Raw genomic sequence first — 23,920 nt, forward strand, 5'->3', positions numbered from 1 at the left:
AGGAAGGGCCCTGTTCAGCGATGGGAGCCGACATCCGGCTGATAGTCCACATCGTCCTCCACCAGCGGCTCGACGCCACCGTCCTCCAGGGCCACCGGCGGCGCGTCAGGGTTGTCCAGCACCGCATAGGAGATGGCGCAGAACAGCGAGTTGAGGCGCTTCATGTCGCTGATCAAGCCCAGGTGCAGGGCGCTGGTCTCGATGCTCTGCACCACCTGGTGGTGCAGGCGCTCGACGTGGGCGTGGGACAGGCGCCGCTCGAGGATGCGGAAGCGCTGCTTGGCACGACGCAGGCGCTTGGCGTTCTCCAGGTCACCGTTGAGGAACACCGACAGGCTCAGGCGCAGGTTGTTCACCAGTTGCTGGTGCAGCTCGGCGATGTCCGCCAGGCCGGCTTCGGAGAAGGAGCGCTGCTGCGAGGTCTTCTTGTGCTGCACGTCGCCGACCATGCGCTCGATCAGGTCGCCGGCCTGCTCCAGGTTGATGGTCAGCTCGATGATCTCGGCCCAGCGGCGGCTGTCGCGCTCGCTCAGGTCTTCCCGGGGCATGCGCGCCAGGTACAGCTTGATGGCGGTGTAGAGGGCGTCGATGTCGTCGTCGAGGCGGTGGATCTCCTTGCCCAGCAGGGCGTCACCGCCGCGCATCAGCGTGAGCAGGTGGTGCAGCATCTGCTCGACGATATCGCCCAGGCGCAGGGTCTCGCGCACGGCGTTGGCCAGGGCCAGGCTGGGCGTGTCCAGGGCGCTCTTGTCCAGGTGGCGGGGTTTGGCCACGTCCGTGGCCTGCTCGCGGTCCGGCAGCAGCCAGTCGCAGAAGCGCGCCATGTAGGGCGTCAGCGGCAGCATCAGCAGGCAGCGCGCGCTGTTGTAGAGAACGTGGAAGGCGATCACCAGCTCGGCGGTGGAGAAGGCCCAGCTGTCCAGCCACTCCGCCGCCGGCCCCACCACCGGCAGCACCAGCAGGCAGCCCACCAGCTTGAACAGCAGGCTGCCGAGGGCCGCCCGGCGGCCGGCGGCGTTCTGCGAGGTGGCGCTGATCATGGCGAGGATGCCGCTGCCGACGTTGGCGCCGATCACCAGGCACAGGGCGACCTTGAGCGGGATGACCTTGGCGGCGGCCAGGGTCGCGCTGAGCAGCACGGCAGCCAGGCTGGAGTAGGTGACCATGGCGAACAGCGCGCCGGTCAGGGCGTCGAGCATCACGTCGCCCGTGAGCGAGGAGAACAGCACCTTCACGCCCTTGGCGGTGGTGATGGGCTCGGCGGCGGCGACGATCAGCTGCAACGCGAGGATGATCAGCCCCAGGCCGATGGCCACGCGGCCGAGCTGGCCGATGCGGGTCTGCTTGCGCGAGAGGAAGAACACCACCCCGAAGAAGATCAGCAGCGGCGACAGCCACGACAGGTCGAAGGTCAGCACCCGCGCCATCAGTGCCGTGCCGACGTCGGCGCCGAGCATGATCGCCAGGCCCGAGGACAGCCCCATCAGCCCCTGGGCGACGAAGGAGGTGACCAGCAGGGCGGTGGCGTTGCTGCTCTGCACCAGGGCGGTGACGCCGATGCCGGCGGCGAAGGCCAGGGGCGCGCGCTTCATGCTGTGGCTGAGCCAGCGGCGCAGGTCGCTGCCGAAGACCCGGAGGATGCCGGTGCGAACGATATTGGTGCCCCACACGAGCAAGGCCACGGCGGAGAGCAGGTTGAGCAGTGTCAGCATCGGTTCCCTCCTTAAGGCAACGACATGAGCCGCTCCTGGAGGTGGGGCGGCTAGGGGTGGGGTTGTAACATGATCGTCATATTCTGACTTGCCAGCCCGCGTCCCGTTCACCCGTGCCCGTCACCTTTTCTACCTGCAAGTTAAGTCGTAAAACCGCAGCCTTGCCTTGCCCATCGCAGGCGACAGGCCCTGTCGCCCGCTGCCTGTAGCCTCGTCGAACTGATAACCTGTACCGACCCGGCGGACGCGACCTTTCGATGCTTAACCTCTACCACGCCAATGACCTGGAAAGCCTCGGCGAGCTGGCCTGCAGCCTGCTCGTGCAGCCCCAGCGCGACCCGCTGGCGCCGTCCCGCGTGGTGGTGCCGAGCCAGGGCATGGGGCGCTGGCTGACGCTGCAACTGGCCCGGCGCCAGGGCATCGCCATGCAGCTCGATATCCAGCTGCCGGCGCGCTTCATCTGGGACCTCACCCGCCAGGCCCTCGGCGAACTGCCACCGCAATCGGCGTTCAACCCGGTGACCCTGACCTGGCGCCTCTACGACTGGCTGTGCGAGCCGGATAACCTCGAACGTACCCCGCGTCTCGCCCAATACCTGGAGGGCGGCGACGAGCGCCGGCGCCTGACCCTGGCGGCGCGCATCGCCGACGTGCTCGACCAGTACCTGCTGTACCGCGACGACTGGTTGGCCGCCTGGGAGCGCGGCGAGCTGCTCGGCCTGGGCAACGACGAACAGTGGCAGGCGCTGCTCTGGCGCGAACTGACCGCCGACGGCCACCCGCACCGCGCGCGCCTGCTCGGCGACCTGCTGGCGCGGCTGCACGACGACGCGCCCATCGAGGGGCTGCCGGAGCGCCTCATCGTCTTCGGCATCAGCAGCCTGCCGCCGCACCACATGCGGGTGCTCGAAGGGCTGTCGCGGCATTGCGAAGTCATCCTCTTCGCCCTCAACCCCTGCCGTGAGGCCTGGGGCGATATCCGCGACATCCGCGAACTGGCCGCCCTGCCGGAGCCCGGCATCGACGACTGGTACCTCGACGTCGGCCACCCGCTGCTGGCCAGCCTGGGCAAGCAGGGGCGCGACTTCTTCGATGCCCTGTTCACCCTCGGCGGCCAGGAAGTCGGCATCTATGCCGAGAACGAAGACCTGGCCGACGGCAGTCTGCTGCAGGCCATCCAGAACGACATCCTGCGGTTGCGCACCCGCCACGCCGACGAGCGCCTGGCCCTGCGCGAGGACGACCGCTCCCTGGAAGTGCACGTCTGCCACTCGCCCCTGCGCGAAGTGGAGGTGCTGCACGACCAACTGCTGGCGCGCTTCGCCGCCAACCCCGGGCTGACCCCCGACCAGGTGGTGGTGCTGACCCCCGACATCGAGCGCTACGCCCCCTACATCGAAGCGGTGTTCGCCCCCCGCGAGGGCGTGCCGCGCATCCCCTTCAGCCTCGCCGACCGCAGCCTGCGCGCCGAGCTGCCGCTGGTGGAGGCCTTCCTCGCCCTGCTCGATCTGGCCCAGAGCCGCTTCGCCGCCGAGGAACTGCTCGGCTGGCTGGAGCAGCCGGCCCTGGCCGTGCGCGCCGGCATCGAGGCCGAGGACCTGCCGCTGGTGCGCGACTGGCTGCGTGAGGCCGGCGTGCGCTGGGGCCGTGATGGCCGCCACCGCGCCCGCCTGGGCCTGCCGGAAGAGGACGCCTTCAGCTGGCGCCAGGGTCTGGAGCGCCTGGTGCTGGGTTTCGCCGCGCCGCCGCGACTGGCCGGCGATGCTCCGCCCCTGCTCGGCGACAGCTGGCCGCTGGATGCGCTGGAAGGCGCCCGTGCCCAGCTGCTCGGGCGCCTGGCCGGTTTCATCCAGCGCCTCGGCCATCTCGCCGACGACCTGGCCCGCCCGCGCCCGCTGGCGGACTGGGCCGAGACCCTGCAGGGCCTGATCGACCAGCTGTTCGACGAGCGCGAGGCCGGCGATACCCTGCTATTGCTGTCCCAGGCCTGTGGCGATCTGCGCAAGCAGGCCGAGGCGGCGGGCATCGAACGGCCCATCGACATGAACCTGGTGCGCCAGCAACTGGTGGCCGCGCTGGACGCCGGCAGCGGCGCCTCGGGCTTCCTCACCGGCGCGGTGACCTTCTGCACCATGGTGCCCATGCGCAGCCTGCCGTTCCGCCTGGTGTGCCTGCTGGGCCTGGACGACGGCGCCTTCCCCCGGCGCACCCCGGCCGCCGGCTTTGACCTGATCACCCGCAAGCCGCGCCGTGGCGACCGCGCGCGGCGCCTCGACGACCGCTACCTGTTGCTGGAGACCCTGCAATCGGCGCGTGATGGCCTCTACCTCAGCTACGTGGGCCGCGACCCGCGCGACAACGCGCACCTGCCGCCCTCGGTGCTGATCAGCGAGCTGCTGGAAACCATCGACCTCACCGCCACCGCCGGTGAGACCAAGGCCAGCCAGCGGGTGCTCATCAGCCACCCGCTGCAGCCCTTCGCCTCCGGCAACTTCGCCGGCGGCCGCCACGCCGGCTTCTCCGCCCCCTGGTTCCGTGCCGCCCAGCGCCTGGCGGAGGTGCCCCGGGAGCCGGACGCACCCTTCGCCCTGCCCTTGCCGGAGCCGGACGCCGACTGGCTGACCCTGGAGCCGGCGCAACTGATCCAATGCTTCCGCCACCCGGCGCGCTTCCTCCTCGAACAGCGCCTGGGCCTGCGCCTGGCCGAAGCCGAGGAGGCCCTGGCCAGCGACGAGCCCTTTGCCCTGGAAGGCCCTGCATGGCGCGGCCTGCGCCAGCTGGCCCTGGACGCGGTGGAACGCGGCTGGTCGGAGCTGGACGAACGCCGCATCGCCCGTGCCGCCGGCTGGCTGCCCACCGGCGAGCTGGGCCATGCGCTCTGGGGCCAGCTGCGCGGCCCGGTGCGCGCCTTCGCCCCGCGCCTGTTCGAGGCGCGCCCGGACAGCGCGCCGCAACCGCTGCTGGTGGACGTCAGCCTGGCCGGCGTGCGCATCCACGGCTGGCTCGACGGCGTCACCGAGGACGGCCTGTTCGGCTGGCGCCTCAACCGCCTCGGCGAATGGGAGCTGGCGCCCTTCTGGCTGCGCCACCTGCTGCTCAACCTTTCGGCCACTCCCGGCATCGCCCGTGAAAGCCGCCTGCTCTCGCCCGCCGGCGACTGGCAGGCCGGCCCCCTGGCCAATGCCGCCGCGTTGCTGGAGCCCTGGCTGCATGCCTACCGCGAAGCCCTGTGCGAACCCCTGCCGCTGCTGACCAAGGCCAGCCACGGCTTCGCCTCCGGCTGGCGCAAGCCCGGGCGCAAGGAGCCTATCGACGCCGCCCGCAGCAAGGCGCGCATCGCCTGGGACGGCATCGACTTCGGTCCCGTGGGCGAATCCCGCGACCCCTGGTACGCCCTCGCCTTCCGCGACCGTGATCCGCTGGACGAACGCTTCGAACGCCTCGCCGAAACCCTCCTCGGCCCGGCGCTGGATGCCCTGGCGAACGACGAGGAGGACGACGCATGAGCCGTGTTGATAGCGATGCGTTTGTGCATATCCCTATGCAGGTCAGACGCGACATGTATAGGAATCGGCCCTTTTCTATACGTATGTGTATTGATATGCCGGAAAATCGCGACTTCCTATGCATGAAGGGAGTCGGTCGTCATGACTGATCTGCGCGGGTTGCACGAACTCGATCCGCTCCGTTTCGAGTCTCGGTCGATACTTCGCAAGCTGACCACGGCCAGCCGAGCGTTGGCCGAGCTCAAGGGTGTCGCCTCTTCCATTCCCCACCAAGGCATCCTCATCAATACGCTGGGCATGCAGGAAGCGAAGGACAGCTCGGCCATCGAGAACATCGTCACTACCCACGACGATCTTTTCCGGGACGATGCATTTCCGGATGCCTCCAACAGCCCTGCTGCCAAGGAGGTCCTGCGCTATCGACAGGCACTCCATGTCGGCTATGCGTCCGTGCGCGATACCGGGCTGCTGACGACCAACCAGATCATCGATATCCAGGCTGAGCTGGAGCGCAACAACGCAGGGCTGCGTCGCCTCCCGGGGACCACGCTGAAGGACGGACTGGGAAGAGTGGTCTATACGCCGCCGCAAGATGCCGAGCGTGTAATCGAATTGATGCGGGACTTGGAGCGTTTCATCAACGACGATGAGCTGTTCGACGCCGATCCGCTGGTGAAGATGGCACTTATCCATCACCAGTTCGAAAGCATCCATCCTTTCTACGATGGCAATGGCAGGGCAGGTCGCATCGTCAATGTGCTCTACCTGCTCAAGTGCAAAATGCTCGACATCCCGGTGCTCTACCTGAGCCGCTACATCGTTCGCCACAAGGCCGAGTACTACCGCTTGCTGCAGGCGGTGCGTGATGAGGAGCAATGGGAGGACTGGGTGCTGTTCATGCTGGCTGCCGTCGAGGAAACCGCGCGCCAGACAATCGGCACCATTGAGGCGATCAAGGTGGCATTGCTCGATTACAAGCATCGGATAAGGGCGCAGCACAGGTTCTACAGCCAGGACCTGATCAACAACCTGTTCACTCATCCGTACACCAAGATCGAGTTCGTCATGCGCGACCTTGGGGTCTCTCGCCTCACCGCCACTCGTTACCTGCAGGAACTCGCCGATAGCGGTTTCCTTGAGAAGCGCCGAATCGGCCGCTCCAACTACTACAGCAATCTGGCGCTCAACGCGGTACTCACCGGCGACGATCTGAGGGATGGAGCATGAGCCTCGACCTGCTCAACGACCCCTTCACCGGGCGCAGCCTGATCGAGGCCAGCGCCGGCACCGGCAAGACCTGGACCCTCACCGCGCTCTACGCGCGGCTGCTGCTGGAGCGCAAGCTGGGCGTGGGGCAGATCCTGGTGGTGACCTACACCACCGCAGCCACGGCCGAGCTGCGCGAACGCATCCGCGCGCGACTGGCGGCGTTGCTGGCCATGTACGAAGGCGCGCCGGCGCCCGACCCGGTGCTGGCCGGCCTGCATGCGCAGTACCCGGGCGAGGACGCCCACCGCCGCCTGCTGCTGGCGGTGCACGGCTTCGACGAGGCGGCGATCTTCACCATCCACGGTTTCTGCCAGCGCGCCTTGCAGGACGCGGCGTTCGAGGCCGGTGGCGATTTCGACAGTGAGCTGACGGCAGACGACCGCGAGGTGCTCGACGGCCTGCTCGCCGACCTCTGGCGTGCCGAGCTGGCAGCCGCCGAGCCGGCCTGGGCGCGCTTCCTCGCGCAGAAGCGCCTCACCCCGCAGGTCCTGCGCCAGCGCCTGCGTTCGCACCTGGGCAAGCCCTACCTGCGTATCGAACCTCGGGAAACCGAGCTGGGCGACCTGGGCGCGGCCGGCGAGGCCTGGAACCACGCCCGGGATACCTGGCTGCGCGATGCCCAGGCCTGCCTCGCCGACCTGGCGGCCTTCGACGGGCTCAACAAGCGCAGCTACGACGCCGCCAAGTTCGCCCTCTGGCAGGGTGAGCTGGACGCCTATTTCGCCGACCCGGCGGCGCTGTTCGCGGCGCCCACAGGCCTGGAAAAGCTCGGCCGTGAGGCGCTGCTAAAGGCCTGCAAGAAGGGCTTCGAGCTGCCCGAGCACGCCCTCTGCGCTGCGCTGCAGGGGCTGTTCGATGCATTGGAAGAGGCCAAGCCCGCCGGTGAGGCGCGGCTGATCGACCTGCAGGTGCGCCTGCTCGACACCCTCAACCGCGAGCTGCCGGCGCGCAAGGCGGCGCAGCGCATGCTGGCCTTCGACGACCTGCTCAACCGCCTCGACCAATCGCTGCAGGGCCCCGCCGGCGAAACGCTGGCCGCCGCCCTGCGCGAGCGCTACCCGGTGGCGCTGATCGACGAATTCCAGGACACCGACCCGGTGCAGTACGCCATCTTCCGCTGCATCTACCCGGGCGGCGAGCAAGGCGGCGACCTGTGCTTCGTCGGCGACCCCAAGCAGGCGATCTACGCCTTCCGCGGCGCCGACCTGGCCACCTACCTCAAGGCCCGTGACGAGGCCGCGCGGCAGTACAGCCTGAACACCAACCACCGCTCGGTGCCGGCGCTGATCGCCGCGCTCAACCAGGTGTTCGACCGGCCCCTGCCCTTCGCCGAGCCGGGGCTGACCTACCCGCCCGTGGGCGCCAGCGACAAGGCCCGCGCCCAGCTGGTGCTGCCCGAGGCGGGGGCGCCGCTGGAGCTGGTGTGGCTGGGCGACGAACCAATGGGCAAGGGCGAGGCCGGCAACGCCGTGGCCCTCGACACCGCCCGACGCATCGCCGCCCTGCTGGCCGCCAGTGGCCGGGGCGAAGCCTATTTCGACGAGGCCGGCGTGCGCACGCCCCTGCGCGGCGGTGACATCGCCGTGCTGGTGGCCAGCCACCGCCAGGCTGGCGATGTGGCCGAGCAACTGGCCGCGCGCGGCGTGCCCAGCGTGCGCCGGGGGCGTGACAGCGTCTGGCACAGCGCTGAGGCCGAGGAGCTGGCCGCGGTGCTCGCTGCCTATGCCGAGCCCGGCCGCGAAGGCGTGCTGCGCTACGCCCTGGCCACCCGCCTGCTGGGCCGCGACGCCCAGGCCCTGGCGCGCTGCCAGGACGACGAGCACGCCTGGGACCAGGAGCGCGAGGACGCCGAGCGCTACCACCAGTTCTGGCAGCAGCAGGGCTTCATGCGCGCCTTCCGCGCCTGGCTCGACGAGCAGCGCGTGGCTGAACGACTGATCGCCCTGCCCGACGGCGAGCGCCGCCTGACCAACCTCCTGCACCTCGCCGAGCTGTTGCAGGCTGAGAGCCTCCAGCGCCCCGGCCTGGAACCGCTGTTGGCCTGGTTCAACGCCCAGCGCGCGGCGGAGAGCCACGGCGACGACGCCCTGCTGCGCCTGGAAAGCGATGCCGAGCGGGTGCAGATCGTTACCGTGCACACCAGCAAGGGACTGGAATACCCGCTGGTGTTCTGCCCCTACCTCTGGGACGGCGCGCTGCTGCGCCGCGACGAAGACATCACCTGCCACGCCGAGGACGGCACCCCGTTGCTGGACCTGGGCGGCGCCGACTACGACGACAACCGCGAGCGCGCCCGCCGTGAGCGCTTCGCCGAGCGCCTGCGCCTGGCCTATGTGGCGCTGACCCGCGCCCGTGATCGCCTCTGGCTGCACTGGGGGCCGGTGGCCCTGCCCAAGGCGAAGAAGGACGGCGAGCTGCCCGAGGACGGCCTGCACAGCAGCGCCCTCGCCTGGCTGCTGCACGGCCGCGAGCTGCCCGGCGATGCCTTGCTCAGCGAACTGGGCAGCCACCTCGCCGCGCTGGATGGCGTCGGCCTGCGCCGCGAGCTGCAGGACCTGGCCGACGCCAGCGGAGGCACCATCGCCCTGGTGGCCTGCCGCGAGGCCGAGGCCAGCGCCCAGGGCGAGACCCGCGCTGCACCGCCGGCCGCCCTGTCGCACCTGCAACGCGGCTTGCACAGCGCCTGGCGGGTGGGCAGCTTCTCCGGCCTGGCCGCCGGCATGCACATGGAGGCGCCAGACCGCGACGCCTTCTTCGTGCCCCCGGCCACCGACCCGGGTGCCGGCTTCTACGGCTTCCCCCGGGGCGCCCGTACCGGTACTTGCCTGCACGCCATCCTCGAGGACTGGGTGCGCGGCGAGGGTGAGCTGGAGGACCTGGTGCCACTGCACCTGCTGGGCCACGGCCTGCCCGAGGACTGGGCGGCGATCGCCATCGAGCAGTTGCGCAAGGTGCTCGACGCCGACCTCGACGGCCAGGGCCTGAGCCTGGCCGCCCTGGAGCCGAGCCGGCGCCTGCCGGAGCTGGGCTTCACCTTCCCCGTGGCGCAGCTGGACATCCAGGGCCTGCGCGCGGTGCTGGCCGACCCCGCCCATGGCTTGCCGGAGCCCATGCGCCTGGCCGCCGAGCACCTGGAATTCGATCAGTTGAACGGTTTCATGAAGGGCTTCATCGACCTGACCTTCGAGCACCAGGGGCGCTGGTACATCGCCGACTACAAATCCAACTGGCTCGGCCCGGACGCCAGCTACTACGGCGGCGAACGCCTGGAGCAGGCCATCGCCGCCGAGCACTATCACCTGCAGTACCTGATCTACCTGGTGGCGCTGCGGCGCTTCCTGCGCCTGCGCCTGGACGGCTTCGCCAGCGAGCAGCTGGGCGGCGCCTACTACCTGTTCCTGCGCGGCATGCCGGAGGCCGGCGTGTATTTCCACCGCCCCGACGATGCGTTGCTCGATGCCCTGGATCGCCTGTTCGAGGAGGGCCGCCCATGACGCTCGCCGAATGGCCGCTGGGCCCGCTGGAGCGTTTCTTCGCCGAAAGCCTGCTGCGCCTCGACCCGGATGCCGGCGAGGCGGTCACCGCCGCCGCCGCGCTGTGCTGCCAGGCCCTGGCCAATGGCGACGTGTGCCTGCCCCTGGCGCGCCTGGCCGGGCAGCGGGTGTTCGACGAGGGCGTCGCGGGCCTCGACCTGCCCGCCCTGCCCACCTGGCTCGCCGCCCTGCGTGCGTCCCCCCTGGTGGCGGAGCCCGGCGGATACGCGCCATTGACCCTGGACGGCGAACGCCTCTACCTCAGCCGCTACCACGCCTACGAGACGCGCCTGGCCGCCAGCCTGCTGGCCATGGCCGGCGCCCGCCCGCCGGTGGACGAGGCGCGCCTGGCGGAATCCCTGGCGCGGCTGTTCGCCCGCAACACCCAGCAGCCGGACTGGCAGCGCCTGGCCGCCGCCCAGGCGGTACGGCGCAACCTGGCGGTGATCTCCGGCGGCCCCGGCACCGGCAAGACCACCACCGTGGTACGCCTGCTCGCCGCGCTGCTCGAACAACCCGGTGGCGAGCGCCTGGCCATCGGCCTCGCCGCACCCACCGGCAAGGCCGCCGCGCGCATGGCCGAGGCCATCCGCAATGCCAAGGCCGAGCTGCCGGTGGACGACGCCATCAAGGCCCTGCTGCCCGAGGAGGCGCGCACCCTGCACCGCCTGCTGGGCAGCCGCGGCGACAGCCCGCAGGTGCGCCACCACGCCGACAACCCGCTGCCGCTGGATGTGCTGGTGGTGGACGAAGCCTCGATGGTGGACCTGGCGTTGATGGCCAAGCTGCTCGACGCCCTGCCCCCCGGCGCGCGCCTGGTGCTGCTGGGCGACAAGGACCAGCTCTCGGCGGTGGAGGCCGGCGCGGTGTTCGCCGAGCTCTGCGAGGGCCGTGGCCTGGACGCCACTGCCAGTGCCGACCTGGAGCGCATCACCGGCCAGCGCGTGCCGGTGGAGCAGCCGCGCTCGCGCCTCGGCGATGCCGTGGTGCTGCTGACCCACAGCCACCGCTTCGCCGGCGACAGCGGCATCGGCGAGCTGGCGCGGCGCATCAATGCGGGCGACGCGCGCGGCACCCTGGAGTTGCTGCGCGAGGCACGGCCCGATCTGGGTTGGAACCCCGGCCCGTTGCAAGGCCCGCTGCTGGAGCGCCTGGACGCCGGCTACGCGCCCTTCATCGTCGCCGCGCGTACCGGTGATGCCGAGGCCGCTTTCGCCGCCTTCGCCGACTTCCGCGCCCTCACCGCCCAGCGCGAGGGGCCCTGGGGGGTGAACGGCATCAACGAGGCGCTGGAGGCGCGCATCAAGCGCCGCCTGGGCATCGCCAGCCGCGAGCGCTGGTACCCGGGCCGCGCGGTCATGGTGCGGCAGAACGACTACGCCCTGGGCCTGTTCAACGGCGACATCGGCATTTGCCTGCCCACGCCCCATGGCTTGCGGGTGTTCTTCGAGGGGGAAGGCGGCCACCGGCCCTTCGCCCCGGCGCGCCTGCCCAGCCACGACAGCGCCTTCGCCATGACGGTGCACAAGAGCCAGGGCTCGGAGTTCCGCGAGGTGCTGCTGGCGCTGCCGGAGCAGCCGAGCCCGCTGCTCAGCCGCTCGCTGTTCTACACCGGCATCACCCGCGCCAAGCAGCGGGTGGAGATCTGGGGCCTGCCGCAGCGCCTGGGCGAGGCGGTGAATACCCGCGCCGAGCGGGCGGCCGGGCTGGCCGCGCGCCTGGCCAGCGCGGAGCCGGCACCCGTCATGGCGCCGCCACCCGCCGCACCGCCCGCGCCTCCGGCGGGTGGGCAGCTGGACCTGTTCTAACGGCCTCCCTCACAGGGTGACGAAGCGCTGCAGGCCACCGGCGAAGCTGGCCTGGATGTAGCTGTACACCGCCCCCGCGCGCTTGTAGCCGCCATGGTTGGAGACCACCTTCTTGCAGTTGGCGACGAACACCGTGCTGGTGGCCACTTCGATGTAGGTCTTGTCTTCGGGGCCGTAGAGGCCCAGGGCCAGGTCCTGCTCGGAGGAGGCGTAGGCGAAGCGCAGCACCTCGTCCCGCGAGGAGTGGAAGATGTACACCCGCTCGCAGGAGGGGATGGCGTCGGCGAACTCCTCGTCGCTTTCGAAGCATTCGTTATCCACAGCCGGCGCGGTGCAGAAGTAGTTGCGCACGATGCGCCCGGGTGAGCCCTTGAGGGCCTTGAGGGTGACCCGCGCGCCGAGGCTGTGGGACATCACGTCCACGGCTGCGGCATCCCCGTAGAGGTTGTCCAGCAGGAAGCGGAACATCCGCGCCACGGCATTGGCGCGTTTCTTCGCCTGCCACCAGTCGAGCTTCTGGTCGCCGCCGGGCCAGGAGTAGCCGAGCACCATGTCGTAGGCGTCGGCGAGGTGGACCATGGCCTGTTGCTCGATCACCTGGTAGGAGTCGAACACCTCGAACTGCTCGTTGTTGTAGCCGTGCACCAGCAGGAGCAGGCGCTTGCCCTTTACCAGGTGCAGCAGGTCCTTGAAGTCCAGCACCGCCGTGACCGTGTCGTTGGCCAGGTCCACCTCGCGTATCAGGTGGCCGGTCTCGGAGAGCTGGTCCGGGTTGGAGAAGTCCTTGCGTGAACTGATGATGATCATGAGCGACTCCGCGTTCCTTGCGGCGAGGGGCCGGCCACGGCCCGGCGATGTGCGGCCGTGACCGGAACCCGTGAGACACCGCAGCGTTGATGAGGGGGATTCAGCACGGGAGGCCGACGGCATCGCACGCCAGCGCCGGGGTTCAGGGACCAGGCGCAAGCGAAACGGCGGGTGCAGGTGAACTCTAGATCAGGGAAGGGCGGTCGGGGGGCGGTTGAGGTGGGGGATCGATGGAGAGCGGTGGGCTGAAGCGGAGCGCCGCCCGGCCCACCCTACGCCGCACCTACGCCCATCCTGTGCCCAGGCGGGAACGAGAACGGGGCCCGTGGGCCCCGTATTTCGTAGCGAGTGGTGGATCAGTCGATGCTGACCACCTTGGCGAGGACGATCTTCGGGCCCTTCATCTTCTTGACGATGATGCGCAGGCCTTCGGTCTCCAGCACTTCCTCTTCCTCGGGGACGCGGTTGAGGGTTTCGTAGATCAGGCCGGCGAGGGTGTCCGCCTCGACGTGGTCGAGGTCGATGCCCAGCAGGCGCTCGACCTTGAACAGTGGGGTGTCGCCGCGCACCAGCAGCTTGCCGGGCTGGTAGGCGAGGATGCCGCGTTCGGTCTTGCGGTGTTCGTCCTGGATGTCGCCGACCAGCACTTCGAGCACGTCTTCCATGGTCAGGAAGCCGACCACCTTGCCGTCGGCCTCCTCGACCAGGGCGAAGTGCGCGCCACCCTGGCGGAACTGCTCCAGCAGCCGCGACAGCGGCATGTGCTTGGTGACGCGCTCCACCGGGCGGGTCAGCTCGGCCAGGTCGAAGGACTCGGGCAGGCTGTCCAGGGCGGAGAGGGCCAGGAGCAGGTCCTTGATGTGCAGCACGCCGATGAACTCGCCGGTCTGGGCGTTGTGCACCGGGTAGCGGCTGTACTTGTGGCGACGGATCACGCTGAGGATGTCGGCCAGCGGGGCATCGTGCTCCAGGTAGATCAGGTCTTCGCGGGAGTTGGCCCAGTCGACCACTTCCAGTTCGCCCATCTCCACGGCGGAAGCGAGCACGCGCATGTCCTGGTCGCTGGGGTCGCGGGCGCGGCTGGAGTGGAGGATCAGCTTGAGCTCGTCGCGGCTGTAGTGGTGCTCGTGGTGCGGGCCGGGCTCGCCCTGGCCGGCGATACGCAGGATGGCGTTGGCGCTGGCGTTGAGCAGCCAGATGGCCGGGTACATCAGCCAGTAGAAGAGGTACAGCGGCACCGCCGTCCACAGCGACAGCAGCTCGGGTTTGCGGATGGCCCAGGACTTGGGTGCCAGCTCGCCGACCACGATGTGCAGGTAGGAAATTATGAAGAAGGCGGTGAAGAAGGAGATGCCGTGGGCCAGCTTCTCCGACTCGATGCCGAAGGCGCTGAGCAGCGGGCCGAGCAGGTGGGCGAAGGCCGGTTCGCCGACCCAGCCGAGGCCGAGGGACGCGAGGGTGATGCCCAGCTGGCAGGCCGAGAGGTAGGCGTCCAGCTGGTTGTGCACGGTGCGCAGGATGCTGCCGCGCCAGCCGTGCTTGTCGGCGATGGCTTCGACGCGGGTGGCGCGCAGCTTGACCATGGCGAACTCGGCGGCCACGAAGAAACCGTTGAGCACGACGAGGAACAGGGCGAACAGAACGAGGCCGAAGTCGGCGAAATAGGAAGAGAGTGAACTAGCAGGGGACGGGTCCATTGGGGGCTTTGGTCAGCGAATGATCGGCTAAGGGTGAGGGCTGGGACCGCAGTTTGCAAGACGCCGGGCCCTGTCCGGGCCCGGTGCCGCGTTCAAGCGCGCGGCGCGACCTGGCTGGGCGGGAAATGGCAGGTGAAGGTGCTGCCGTGGTTGAGCACCGAGCTGATGTCGAGGCGGCCGCGGTGGCGGATCAGCACGTGCTTGACGATGGCCAGGCCCAGGCCGGTGCCGCCGGTGTTGCTGGCGCGGCTGGAGTCGACCCGGTAGAAGCGCTCGGTCAGGCGCGGCAGGTGCTTGCCCTCGATGCCGATGCCGGAGTCCTGCACCGCCAGGTGCGCGCCCAGTTCGTCGCCCCACCAGCGGATGCGCACGTCGCCGCCATCGGGGGTGTACTTGACCGCGTTGAACACCAGGTTGGAGAAGGCGCTGCGCAACTCGGCCTCGCTGCCGCGCAACTGGTAGCTGGCGTCGGCTTCGAGGGTGATCCTGTGCTGGCGGCTGCCGGACAGGGCGACGGCGTCGTTGCGGATGCTCTGCAGCAGGGTGTCGACGGCGATGGGCTGGTTGTCCGAGGGGTAGTCGGTGGCTTCCAGCTTGGCCAGCAGCAGCAGGTCGTTGAGCAGGTTCTGCATGCGCCCGGCCTGGGAGTTCATCTGCTGCAGGGCGCGGGTCCAGCGGGGGTTCACGTCCTCGACGTTGTCCAGCAGGGTTTCCAGGTAGCCGGCGATCACCGTCAGCGGGGTGCGCAGCTCGTGGGAGACGTTGGCGACGAAGTCCTTGCGCATCTGTTCCAGCTGGTGGATGCGGGTGACGTCGCGCACCAGCATCAGGTGCTCGCGGTTGCCGTACTGGGTGATGTGGAACTGCAGGCGCAAGCGGTCGTTGACCGGCGACGGCAGGTCGAGGGACTCGCGGTAGTTTTCCTGCTCGAAGTATTCCTTGAAGCGCGGGTGGCGGATCAGGTTGGTCACCGGCTGGCCGCTGTCCTGGGGCGTCTTCAGCCCCAGCAGGTTTTCCGCGGCGCGGTTCCACCAGTCGAGGTTGCCCTCGCTGTCGAGCATGACCACGGCGTCCTTGAGGGCGGCGGTGGATTCCTGCACGCGGTCGATCACCGCTTGCAGGCGGCCGCGCACGCGCTGATCACGGCGCTGCAGGTGATAGATGCTGTCGAACACTTCGCCCCAGAGGCCGTAGCCATCCGGCGGCGGCTCGTCGGGTTTGTGTTCCTTGAGCCACTTGTGCAGGCGCAGGAGCTGGCTGAGGGTCCAGCCGAGGTAGCCACCGAGGCCGACGGCCAGGGCCCAGCCGTATTCGCCGGAGAGGGCTCCGGCGATCAGGCAGACGGCTAGCAGGAGGAGCAAACGGCGGATTACGGCGCGACGCCAGTCCTGGTTCAACGGGTGCGTCCTTGTGCGGGGTCAGCCTTTGGTGGAGAAACGATAGCCGGTGCCGCGTACCGTCTGCACCAGGTTTTCGTAGGCATCGCCCAGCGCCTTGCGCAGGCGGCGGATGTGCACGTCGACGGTGCGCTCCTCGACATAGACGTTGCCGCCCCAGACCTGGTCCAGCAGTTGGCCACGGGTGTAGGCGCGCTCCTGGTGGGTCATGAAGAACTGCAGCAGGCGGTACTCGGTGGGGCCCATCTCGGCGGGCTTGCCGTCGATGGTCACGCGGTGGCTGATGGGGTCCAGCAGCAGGCCGCGGATTTCGATCGGCGCTTCGCTGTCGGTGGGGCCGGCGCGGCGCAGCACGGCCTTGAGGCGGGCCACCAGCTCGCGAGGCGAGAAGGGCTTGGTGATGTAGTCGTCGGCGCCGACTTCCAGGCCCTGGATCTTGTTGTCCTCTTCGCCCTTGGCGGTGAGCATGATGATCGGGATGTCGCCGGTCAGCTCATCGCGCTTCAGGCGCCGGGCCAGCTCGATGCCGGAGGTGCCGGGAAGCATCCAGTCGAGGAGGATCAGGTCGGGTTTGCGGTCGACGATGATGGCGTGCGCCTGCTGGGTGTTCTCCGCTTCCAGGCACTCGTAGCCGGCCATTTCCAGGGCTACCGCGATCATTTCGCGGATGGGCGCTTCGTCGTCGACTATCAGGATGTTCTTGCCAACCATGTATCCGCCTCGGGTCGCTTGTTCAGCTGGTTTGCGCGCATTAGATAACGGAATTATTGCAGCTATATGACACCGGCATGTAGCGGGATGGCCTCGCCCGGGCAGCGACGGGCGGCCGGGTGGCCTCGACTATGCTCAACGGGCCACCGGCGCACAGCCGGAGCCGGCCTGACGCGATGCCCTGCCAGGGCACCGGCTGCCTGCCCGCCGCACCCCGTCCCGGGCCGGTGGTTGCCGGGCCGAAGCGGACCCTTGCGAGGAGAAATGCGATGAGCAGAACTTATCCACAGGCGCTGGCCCTGCTGGCCGGGGCATTGCTGTCCTGGCCGCTGCTGGCGGCGGAGCCGGCGATGGAGAAGGATGGCGTGCTGGTGGATCACCACGGCATGACGCTGTACACCTTCGACAAGGACGCCATGGGCATGTCCCATTGCAGCGGCGAATGCGCGAAGAACTGGCCGCCGCTGATGGCCGAGGCCGGTGCCAAGGCCGAGGGCAAGTGGAGTCTGGTCAAGCGCGATGACGGCACCAGCCAGTGGGCCTATGACGGCAAGCCGCTCTACACCTTCATCATGGACAAGCAGGCCGGCGACAAGACCGGCGACGGCAAGATGCAGGTCTGGCACCTGGCCAAGCCCTGAGCCCGCCCCTGTCCCCGCGACCCGCGTTGCGCTGGCTCAGCGCAGCGCGTAGTCGGCCACCAGGCCGATGAAGATCGCCATCCCCGCCCAGTGGTTGTGCAGGAAGGCCTTGAAGCAGGCCTGCGGGTCCCGCGTGCGCGTGCTCCAGGACTCCCAGGCGAAGCAGGCGGCGGCGCCGAGCAGGCCGAGGTGGAACCACAGGCCCAGCTCGAAGCGGCTGCCGGCCAGGAGCAGGCACAGCAGCGCCATGCCCTGGAGGGTGGCGATGATGATGCGGTCGGCGTCGCCGAAGAGGATGGCGGTGGATTTCACCCCGATCTTCAGGTCGTCCTCGCGGTCGGTCATCGCGTAGTAGGTGTCGTAGGCCACGGTCCACAGCAGGTTGGCGATGTACAGCAGCCAGGCCGCCGCCGGCAGCTCGCCGGTCTCGGCGGTGAAGGCCATGGGCATGCCCCAGGAGAAGGCCGCGCCGAGCACCACCTGGGGGTAGAAGGTGTAGCGCTTCATGAAGGGGTAGCAGGCGGCCAGGGCCAGGCCGCCGAAGGACAGCCAGATGGTGGTGGCGTTGGTCAGCAGCACCAGGCCGAAACTGAGGGCCACCAGCACGGCGAAGAACACCAGCGCCTCGCGCGGCTTGATCGCACCGCTGGCCAGGGGCCGGGCCTTGGTGCGGTTGACGTGGCCGTCGAAGTTGCGGTCGGCGTAGTCGTTGATCACGCAGCCGGCGGCACGCATCAGCACCACGCCGACGACGAATACCAGCACGTTCTTCAGGCTCGGGCGGCCCTCACCGGCGACCCACAGCGCCCAGAGGGTGGGCCAGAGCAGCAGGTAGATGCCGATGGGCTTGTCCATGCGCGTCAGCTGGATGAAGTCCCAGGCGCGGGGGTGCAGGCGGTTGAGCGATTGCAGGAGCTTGAGGTACATCGGCGGTCTCCGCTGGGCGTGGGCGGATTATAGGGTTTCGATGCCGGCGTGCTGCCACAGGGTTGGCAGGAATATCTCGGCCACCAGCACCGCCAGCTCGCCACGGCGGAAGCAGGAGCGACGCCCCCACAGGCGTTCGGCGCGCACCTCGGCGGGCAACCAGGCAGCGGGATAGCGGGTGACCTCGATGGTGCCGCGGGCGAAGGCGCGGTCACTGAACAGCAGTTCGCCCAGGGAGCGGCTGCCCAGCTCGCCCAGGGCCAGGCCGGAGCCTTCCAGGGCGCTGCGGGCCGCGACGCTGCGGGCGAATACCCAGGCTTCGCCGTGCCCGCGCAGGTAGACCTCGCGGACCCAGCCCTGGCTGCCGTCGGGCACGCCGAGGGCGATGCATTCGTCATTGCGCAGCACCTGCCAGCCTTCCACCAGCGGGGTGACGCTGAAGGCGTCGGCCGAGAGGGCGGTGAGGCGGCGGGTCAGCGAGCCCTGGTCGAACAGCCAGTCACGCAGGCCGGCGGGGGGCGCGGGATGCAGTTGCGTGGCGCTGAGCCAGCGGGGCGGATGGGCGAGGGCGGCGTCTGGCACGATGGTCCTGGCGGTTTGGGCGGCGCGGGAGTCTAACACGGCGCCAGGGGCGTTTCGTGGGGCGGCGGGTTGCCGCAGGCGGGCTTCATCCCGTCGCCCGGCGTCTTGGCGCTGTGCCGCGTTTGGTATAGGTTGCGCGCCAAACCGTGAGTTCCGCCGAGGACGATAATGAAAAAGTGGCAATGCGTGGTCTGTGGTCTGATCTATGACGAATCCCAGGGCTGGCCGGATGACGGCATCGCGCCGGGCACCCGTTGGGAAGACGTGCCGGCCGACTGGCTGTGCCCCGACTGTGGCGTCGGCAAGCTGGACTTCGAGATGATCGAAATCGGCTGATCCCTCCCGGGCCCCCACGTTCTGTGGCGGGCCCGTATCCCCTGCTTCCGGCCCGCGTGGCTGAAGAAGCGCTCCAGGCCCTCGCCCTGCTTGCCCACCGCGAAGCCTCGGATTCATCGACGCCCATGGTGTCTCCTTTCTTACCGCCACCCGAGCCCAACCTCCGTCGGGCGGGCCGCGCCAAGCCTTGGCGAGGGGTTCGCAATTGGAGTAGGGTCTCAACGGTTTTTCCGCCGGGCGGAGGTGCTTATGCGCAAGTGGCAATGCGTGGTTTGCGGCTTCATCTACGACGAGGTCCAGGGCCTGCCGGACGAGGGCATCGCCCCGGGCACGCGCTGGGAAGACATCCCGCCGGACTGGGTCTGCCCCGATTGCGGCGTGGGCAAGGTCGACTTCGAGATGATCGAGATCGCCTGATCCGCGACAACCCCCGATATTCAGCGACGGCCCGTGGGCCGTCGTGTCGTTTTGCAGCTGAGGAGTGAGTGATGAGTGCACCCGTGGTGATAGTCGGGACCGGTCTGGCCGGCTACAACCTGGCCAAGGAATTCCGCAAGCTGGACAGCGAAACCCCGCTGTTGCTGATCAGCGCCGACGACGGCCGCTCCTACTCCAAGCCGATGCTGTCCACCGGCTTCGGCAAGAACAAGGACGCCGACGGCCTGGCCATGGCCGAAGCCGGTGCCATGGCCGACCAGCTGAAGGCCGAGATCCGCACCCACACCCGCATCACCGGCATCGACGCGGGCCACCGTCGCCTGTGGATAGGCGAGGAAGCGGTGGAGTACCGCGACCTGGTGCTGGCCTGGGGCGCCGAGGTGATCCGCGTGCCGGTGGAAGGCGACGCCGAAGACGCGGTGTTCCCGATCAACGACCTCGAAGACTACGCCCGCTTCCGCGTGGCGGCGGCGGGCAAGAAGCGCGTGCTGATCCTCGGTGCCGGCCTGATCGGTTGCGAGTTCGCCAACGACCTGACCCTGGGTGGCTTCGAAGTGGAGCTCGTGGCCCCCTGCGAGCAGGTCATGCCCGGCCTGCTGCACCCGGCGGCCGCAGCGGCGGTACAGGCCGGCCTCGAAGGCCTGGGCACGCGCTTCCACCTGGGCCCGGTGCTGGCCAGCCTCAACCACGCCGGTGACGGCCTGGACGCGCACCTGTCCGATGGCACCCGCATCGCCTGTGATCTGGTGATCTCGGCGGTCGGCCTGCGCCCGCGCATCGCCCTTGCCGCCGCGGCCGGGCTGGATGTGAATCGCGGGGTGATGGTGGACCGCCACCTGAAGACCTCCCACGCCAACGTCTACGCCCTAGGCGATTGCGCCGAAGTGGATGGCATCAACCTGCTTTATGTGATGCCGCTGATGGCCTGTGCCCGTGCCCTGGCGCAGACCCTGGCGGGCAATGCCACGGCGGTGAGCTACGGGCCGATGCCGGTGACGGTGAAGACCCCGGCCTGCCCCCTGGTGGTATCGCCGCCGCCCCGTGGTACGGAGGGGGCCTGGAGCGTGGAGGGCTCTGGCGCCGACATCAAGGCGCTGTGCCGCGATGCCGGCGGCCGCCTGCTGGGCTACGCCCTGACCGGCGCGGCGGTGCAGGAGAAGCTGGCCCTGAACCGGGAACTGCCTCCCCTGCTGGCGTGAATCGCCGTCCTTCTGTCGGATTAGCCCTCGGGTTCGCGCCCAAAACTGTCGGACAACACTGGCGCGGCCCTTTGCAGCATGCCATCCTCCCTCTGGTCTGCCGCAGCGCAGAGCTGTTGCGGCGCCTTGGGCGCTGTTCTGGATGAACAGCACGGACACAAAAACAACAAACCGTCAAAGAGGCATCTATGCGTAAACCGGAACTCGCCGCCGCCATCGCCGAAAAGGCCGATCTCACCAAGGATCAGGCCAATCGTGTACTCAACGCCGTTCTCGAAGAAATCACCAGCGCGCTGAACCGCAAGGACAGTGTGACCCTGGTCGGTTTCGGCACCTTCCTGCAGCGCCACCGCGGTGCTCGCACTGGCAAGAACCCCCAGACCGGTCAACCGGTCAAGATCAAGGCCAGCAACACCGTTGCCTTCAAGCCGGGCAAGTCCCTGAAGGACGCGGTCAACTGAGGCCATGGACGCCCGGGGCCGCCAGGCTCCGGGCGTGATCTGACAGCCCTTTCACCCATCCCAAGTCTGGCTGTAGTCCCGCTCGCAAACCGCTACAATGCGCCGCCGTTCCATTTTCAGCCGAGGCTCGTGCGCATGAAATTCCGTCTTCTCCTCTGGATGCTGGGCCGCCTGATGGCCAAGGCCAGCCGTGACAACGCCGCTTTTCAGGAGCAGCTCGCCGGCAAGGACCTGGTGTTCCAGTTGCATACCCTGGACGGCAAGGTCGCGCGGTATTTCATCGTCAAGGACCAGCGTGTGACCAGCAAGCGCGGCACCGCCGAGGCTCCGGCCTTCGCCATCGGCTTCAAGGATGGTGCCTACGGTTTCGCCACCATGAACGCCAAGAACAAGCAGCTGGCCTTCATGCAGGGCATCCAGAACAAGGACATCCAGATCCAGGGCAACCCTGCGCTGGTGATCTGGTTCCAGGGCCTGATCAAGTACCTGGTGCCGAAGAAGAAAGCCGCCGCCAAAAAGGCTGCCTGATCCGCATTCGGTCGCTGCGCTGCTGGTCGGCGCGCGGCCCTTTCGCTAGGCTGATCCGTGTGCGCCCTTCTCTGTCGAGGGCGCTCGTCCTGACGGAATCCAGTCCATGCGCGCCCTTCTCGCTCTTCCGCTGCTGCTTGGCAGCCTCGCCGCCTTTGCGGCCCCGAAACCCGATGATCTGACCAAGGCCTTCGAACTGGCCGGTGTGCGCCTGCTCTGCGAGCAGAGCGGGCCGCTGTTGCAGCGCAGCGCGCCGGAGCGTTACCTGAAGCAGCTGAACAAGGCCTTCGAAGCCGATGCCATGTGCCGTGACCTCGCCAGCGCCATTGCGCCGAAGGTGAGTGCCGAGCAGCTCGCCCAGGTGGAGGCGGCCCTCGACAGCCCCCTGGCGCAGCGCTTCACCGCCGCCGAGCGCGATGTGGGTGAAGGCCTGGCCGCCTACCGCACCCAACTGGCCGACAAGCCGCCCCGGGCCGATCGGCTGGGTCTGGTGCGCCGGCTCGACAAGGCCGCACGGACCACCGACCTGGCGTCCTTGCTGCGCTATGAGGTGGGCAAGACCCTGGCGATGCTGACCCTGCGCCAGCGCGGCGAGAAGATCAGCGAGAAGGCCCTGGCCGAGCAGACCGCCAAGCAGGCCGAAGGCATCCGCGCCAGCAGCGAGCAGGCGGTGGAGTCCTTCATGCTCTATGCCTACCGGCAGATGCCCAGCGACCAGGTACAGGCTTACGCGGAGCTCTACGAGCGCCCGGCGATCAAGCAGCTGCTGGCATTGAGCTTGGAGGCCTTTCCCGGTGTCTTCGCCAAGCGCCGGGCGTTGTTGAAGTAGTGCGGGACGGGCTGCGGGGTGCAGCCATGAAACTGAACCCATGAAAAAGGGGCCGCGAGGCCCCTTTTCTACAACCGCTTCACGCCACTCAGTGGGGCGTGAACTGGGAAGCCAGTTCGCGCAGTGCGGCTTCGGCTTCCAGCACCTTGCTCACCGATTCCTCGGCCTTGTCGCGGGAGAGGCCCAGGCGCTCGAACAGCTCGTCAGGGATTTCCTCCACCGGGCCGGTGCCGATGCCACGGGAGCGCAGCAGGCTGACCGCCAGGCACACCAGATTCGGGTAGGCGGCATGGTCGCCGTCGTAGTGCGGGTCGTGCTGGAAGCGCAGGCTGGTGGCCAGTTCTTCGGGCATGTCCCAGAAGCGCATTAGCCAGCTGCCGATCTGCTCGCGGGTGATGCCCAGCAGGTGCTGCTCGACATAGCCGTGGGCCAGGTGCGGATTGACCTCCAGGTGGCGGCAGATCAGCGAGAAGTGCGGCGGGAAGACGTGGGCCAGCACCAGGTAGCCGAAGTTGTGCAGCAGGCCGCCGAGGTAGGTCAGGCCGGCTTCGGGACGCTGGGCGCGGGGAATGGCGCGGGTCAGGCCTTCGATCACTGCAGCGGTGTAGATCGCCTGGTGCCAATAGGGCGTGGCGTGCTGCGGCTGTTCGCGGGGTAGGCTGAGGGTCTTGCCCAGGGCCAGGCCGAGGGCCAGGTTGATCACCAGGTCGAAGCCCAGCACGCGGACGATGGCGTCTTCCACCGAGCGGATCTTGCCGGGGGCCGCGTAGTAGGGCGACGCGGCCCAGCTCACCACCTGGGCGGCCAGGGCCGGGTCGGTTTCGACCACGCCGGTGATGTCGTCGACGGTGGCGTTGGGATCGACCCGCAGCTTGATGATCTTCTGCGCGGTTTCCGGCAGCGGCGGAATCTCGATGGTTTCCTCGAGGCGCTGCTGGATGCGGCGGGCGGTGAAGGCCTGGACCGCCTGGGTGATTTCGGCGCGGTCGTCGTCAGGGCGATCGAGGTTGAGGCGGATGCTGCTCAGCGGCACGCCGAAACGGGCGGCGCTGGCCTTGCTGAGCAGCTGACGGAAGTCTTCGGCCGCCAGTTCCAGCAACACGCCGGCGTGCCCGGACTCGATCAGCAGCAGCGGCTCCTGCAGCAGGCGCTCGTCGTACAGGCAGGGCGAGCTGGTCAGCGGCGGCAGGGCCGGCAGGGTGTTGAGGTCGTGCTTGCCGAGCATGCGCTCGAAGCGCTCCGGCTTCACGGCCACCAGCTTGCGCCCGGTCAGTTCGGCGAGGCGGTTGAGGTCCAGCAACTGGTTGCGCGGGTAGAACACCAGCAGAGTGCCGACGGCGTCTTCCAGCAGAACTGCCTGTACGCGGCGGGCCGGCTCCAGGGAGGGCTCTTCGAGGCGTATCTGGTAGGGCAGGCCCAGCTTGTCCAGCAATTGCAGGATCACCGACGGGGCTTGGGGTTCTGTATCTGGAGCGAGAGCGACTTCGGTCATGGGTAGCATCCAGCGAAAAAACGACTGCCCGGAGTATAACGAGCGGC

Annotated in this window: 19 protein-coding genes; 11 read left to right on the top strand and 8 right to left on the bottom strand. The window is 68.7% G+C overall.

The features are described from left to right. Positions 1-14: 14 nt before the first annotated feature. Positions 15-1,712: a Na/Pi cotransporter family protein gene (locus tag ACXI0U_RS24330; protein WP_479550933.1), complete on the bottom strand. Its 1,698-nt coding sequence runs from the start codon at positions 1,710-1,712 to the stop codon at positions 15-17. Positions 1,713-1,969: 257 nt separating this feature from the next. Here ACXI0U_RS24330 and recC point away from each other — a divergent pair, with 257 nt between their 5' ends. The 4 genes from recC to recD all read left to right on the top strand — a co-directional run bounded on the left by recC (position 1,970) and on the right by recD (position 11,828). Then, positions 1,970-5,218, top strand: coding sequence for an exodeoxyribonuclease V subunit gamma (gene recC / locus ACXI0U_RS24335; protein ID WP_435634827.1), 3,249 nt, complete (start codon positions 1,970-1,972; stop codon positions 5,216-5,218). A 141-nt stretch (positions 5,219-5,359) separates the two neighbouring features. Further along, a complete protein-coding gene (locus ACXI0U_RS24340) occupies positions 5,360-6,445 on the top strand; it encodes a Fic family protein (protein ID WP_271659570.1) in 1,086 nt (361 codons plus the stop codon). Further along, a complete protein-coding gene (gene recB, locus ACXI0U_RS24345; RefSeq protein ID WP_479550934.1) occupies positions 6,442-9,981 on the top strand; it encodes an exodeoxyribonuclease V subunit beta in 3,540 nt (1,179 codons plus the stop codon). The genes ACXI0U_RS24340 and recB overlap by 4 nt, the downstream gene beginning before the upstream one ends. Beyond that, complete coding sequence (gene recD, locus ACXI0U_RS24350; protein ID WP_479550935.1) at positions 9,978-11,828, top strand: exodeoxyribonuclease V subunit alpha; 1,851 nt, start codon at positions 9,978-9,980, stop codon at positions 11,826-11,828. Before recB ends, recD begins: the two co-directional genes overlap by 4 nt. Positions 11,829-11,837: 9 nt before the next feature. Here recD and ACXI0U_RS24355 read toward each other — a convergent pair whose 3' ends face one another. From ACXI0U_RS24355 to phoB, 4 genes are all read right to left on the bottom strand, one after another. Continuing rightward, the gene (locus ACXI0U_RS24355) at positions 11,838-12,635 is read right to left on the bottom strand and encodes an alpha/beta hydrolase (protein ID WP_271659573.1); all 798 of its coding nucleotides are present in this window, start codon (positions 12,633-12,635) and stop codon (positions 11,838-11,840) included. Positions 12,636-12,991: 356 nt separating this feature from the next. Further along, positions 12,992-14,332 (bottom strand): hemolysin family protein, encoded by a 1,341-nt coding sequence (locus ACXI0U_RS24360; protein ID WP_043240946.1) that lies wholly within the window; start codon positions 14,330-14,332, stop codon positions 12,992-12,994. A 92-nt stretch (positions 14,333-14,424) separates the two neighbouring features. Further along, on the bottom strand, positions 14,425-15,729 hold the full coding sequence (gene phoR / locus ACXI0U_RS24365) for a phosphate regulon sensor histidine kinase PhoR (RefSeq protein WP_435634829.1): 1,305 nt from the start codon (positions 15,727-15,729) through the stop codon (positions 14,425-14,427). Between the two features lie 21 nt (positions 15,730-15,750). Continuing rightward, complete coding sequence (gene phoB / locus ACXI0U_RS24370) at positions 15,751-16,440, bottom strand: phosphate regulon transcriptional regulator PhoB (RefSeq protein ID WP_021218863.1); 690 nt, start codon at positions 16,438-16,440, stop codon at positions 15,751-15,753. Between the two features lie 269 nt (positions 16,441-16,709). Between phoB and ACXI0U_RS24375 the strand changes: the two genes are divergently transcribed. Further along, positions 16,710-17,081, top strand: coding sequence for a COG4315 family predicted lipoprotein (locus ACXI0U_RS24375; protein ID WP_021218864.1), 372 nt, complete (start codon positions 16,710-16,712; stop codon positions 17,079-17,081). Positions 17,082-17,117: 36 nt separating this feature from the next. On the opposite strand, the gene ubiA is transcribed toward ACXI0U_RS24375, so the two are convergent. Next, entirely contained in the window at positions 17,118-18,008 is an 891-nt protein-coding gene (gene ubiA, locus ACXI0U_RS24380) for a 4-hydroxybenzoate octaprenyltransferase (RefSeq protein WP_479550936.1), read from the bottom strand. A gap of 27 nt (positions 18,009-18,035) precedes the next feature. Continuing rightward, on the bottom strand, positions 18,036-18,590 hold the full coding sequence (locus ACXI0U_RS24385) for a chorismate--pyruvate lyase family protein (protein WP_043240947.1): 555 nt from the start codon (positions 18,588-18,590) through the stop codon (positions 18,036-18,038). Positions 18,591-18,758: 168 nt separating this feature from the next. Here ACXI0U_RS24385 and ACXI0U_RS24390 point away from each other — a divergent pair, with 168 nt between their 5' ends. The 6 genes from ACXI0U_RS24390 (at position 18,759) to ACXI0U_RS24415 (ending at position 22,381) form a co-directional block, all read left to right on the top strand. Then, positions 18,759-18,926, top strand: a complete 168-nt coding sequence (locus tag ACXI0U_RS24390) for a rubredoxin (RefSeq protein WP_021218867.1) — start codon at positions 18,759-18,761, stop codon at positions 18,924-18,926. A 249-nt stretch (positions 18,927-19,175) separates the two neighbouring features. Continuing rightward, entirely contained in the window at positions 19,176-19,343 is a 168-nt protein-coding gene (locus tag ACXI0U_RS24395) for a rubredoxin (RefSeq protein ID WP_431483086.1), read from the top strand. Positions 19,344-19,414: 71 nt separating this feature from the next. Then, positions 19,415-20,563, top strand: coding sequence for an NAD(P)/FAD-dependent oxidoreductase (locus tag ACXI0U_RS24400; protein WP_431483087.1), 1,149 nt, complete (start codon positions 19,415-19,417; stop codon positions 20,561-20,563). A gap of 188 nt (positions 20,564-20,751) precedes the next feature. After that, positions 20,752-21,024 (top strand): HU family DNA-binding protein, encoded by a 273-nt coding sequence (locus ACXI0U_RS24405; RefSeq protein ID WP_021218870.1) that lies wholly within the window; start codon positions 20,752-20,754, stop codon positions 21,022-21,024. A gap of 135 nt (positions 21,025-21,159) precedes the next feature. After that, on the top strand, positions 21,160-21,552 hold the full coding sequence (locus ACXI0U_RS24410; RefSeq protein ID WP_479550937.1) for a helicase: 393 nt from the start codon (positions 21,160-21,162) through the stop codon (positions 21,550-21,552). A 106-nt stretch (positions 21,553-21,658) separates the two neighbouring features. Next, positions 21,659-22,381 (top strand): hypothetical protein, encoded by a 723-nt coding sequence (locus tag ACXI0U_RS24415; protein ID WP_479550938.1) that lies wholly within the window; start codon positions 21,659-21,661, stop codon positions 22,379-22,381. Between the two features lie 88 nt (positions 22,382-22,469). On the opposite strand, the gene ACXI0U_RS24420 is transcribed toward ACXI0U_RS24415, so the two are convergent. Then, positions 22,470-23,873, bottom strand: coding sequence for an aminoacyl-tRNA deacylase and HDOD domain-containing protein (locus tag ACXI0U_RS24420; protein ID WP_184488248.1), 1,404 nt, complete (start codon positions 23,871-23,873; stop codon positions 22,470-22,472). Positions 23,874-23,920 lie beyond the last annotated feature (47 nt).

It is taken from the genome of Pseudomonas sp. C9D1 (genome assembly GCF_056491235.1).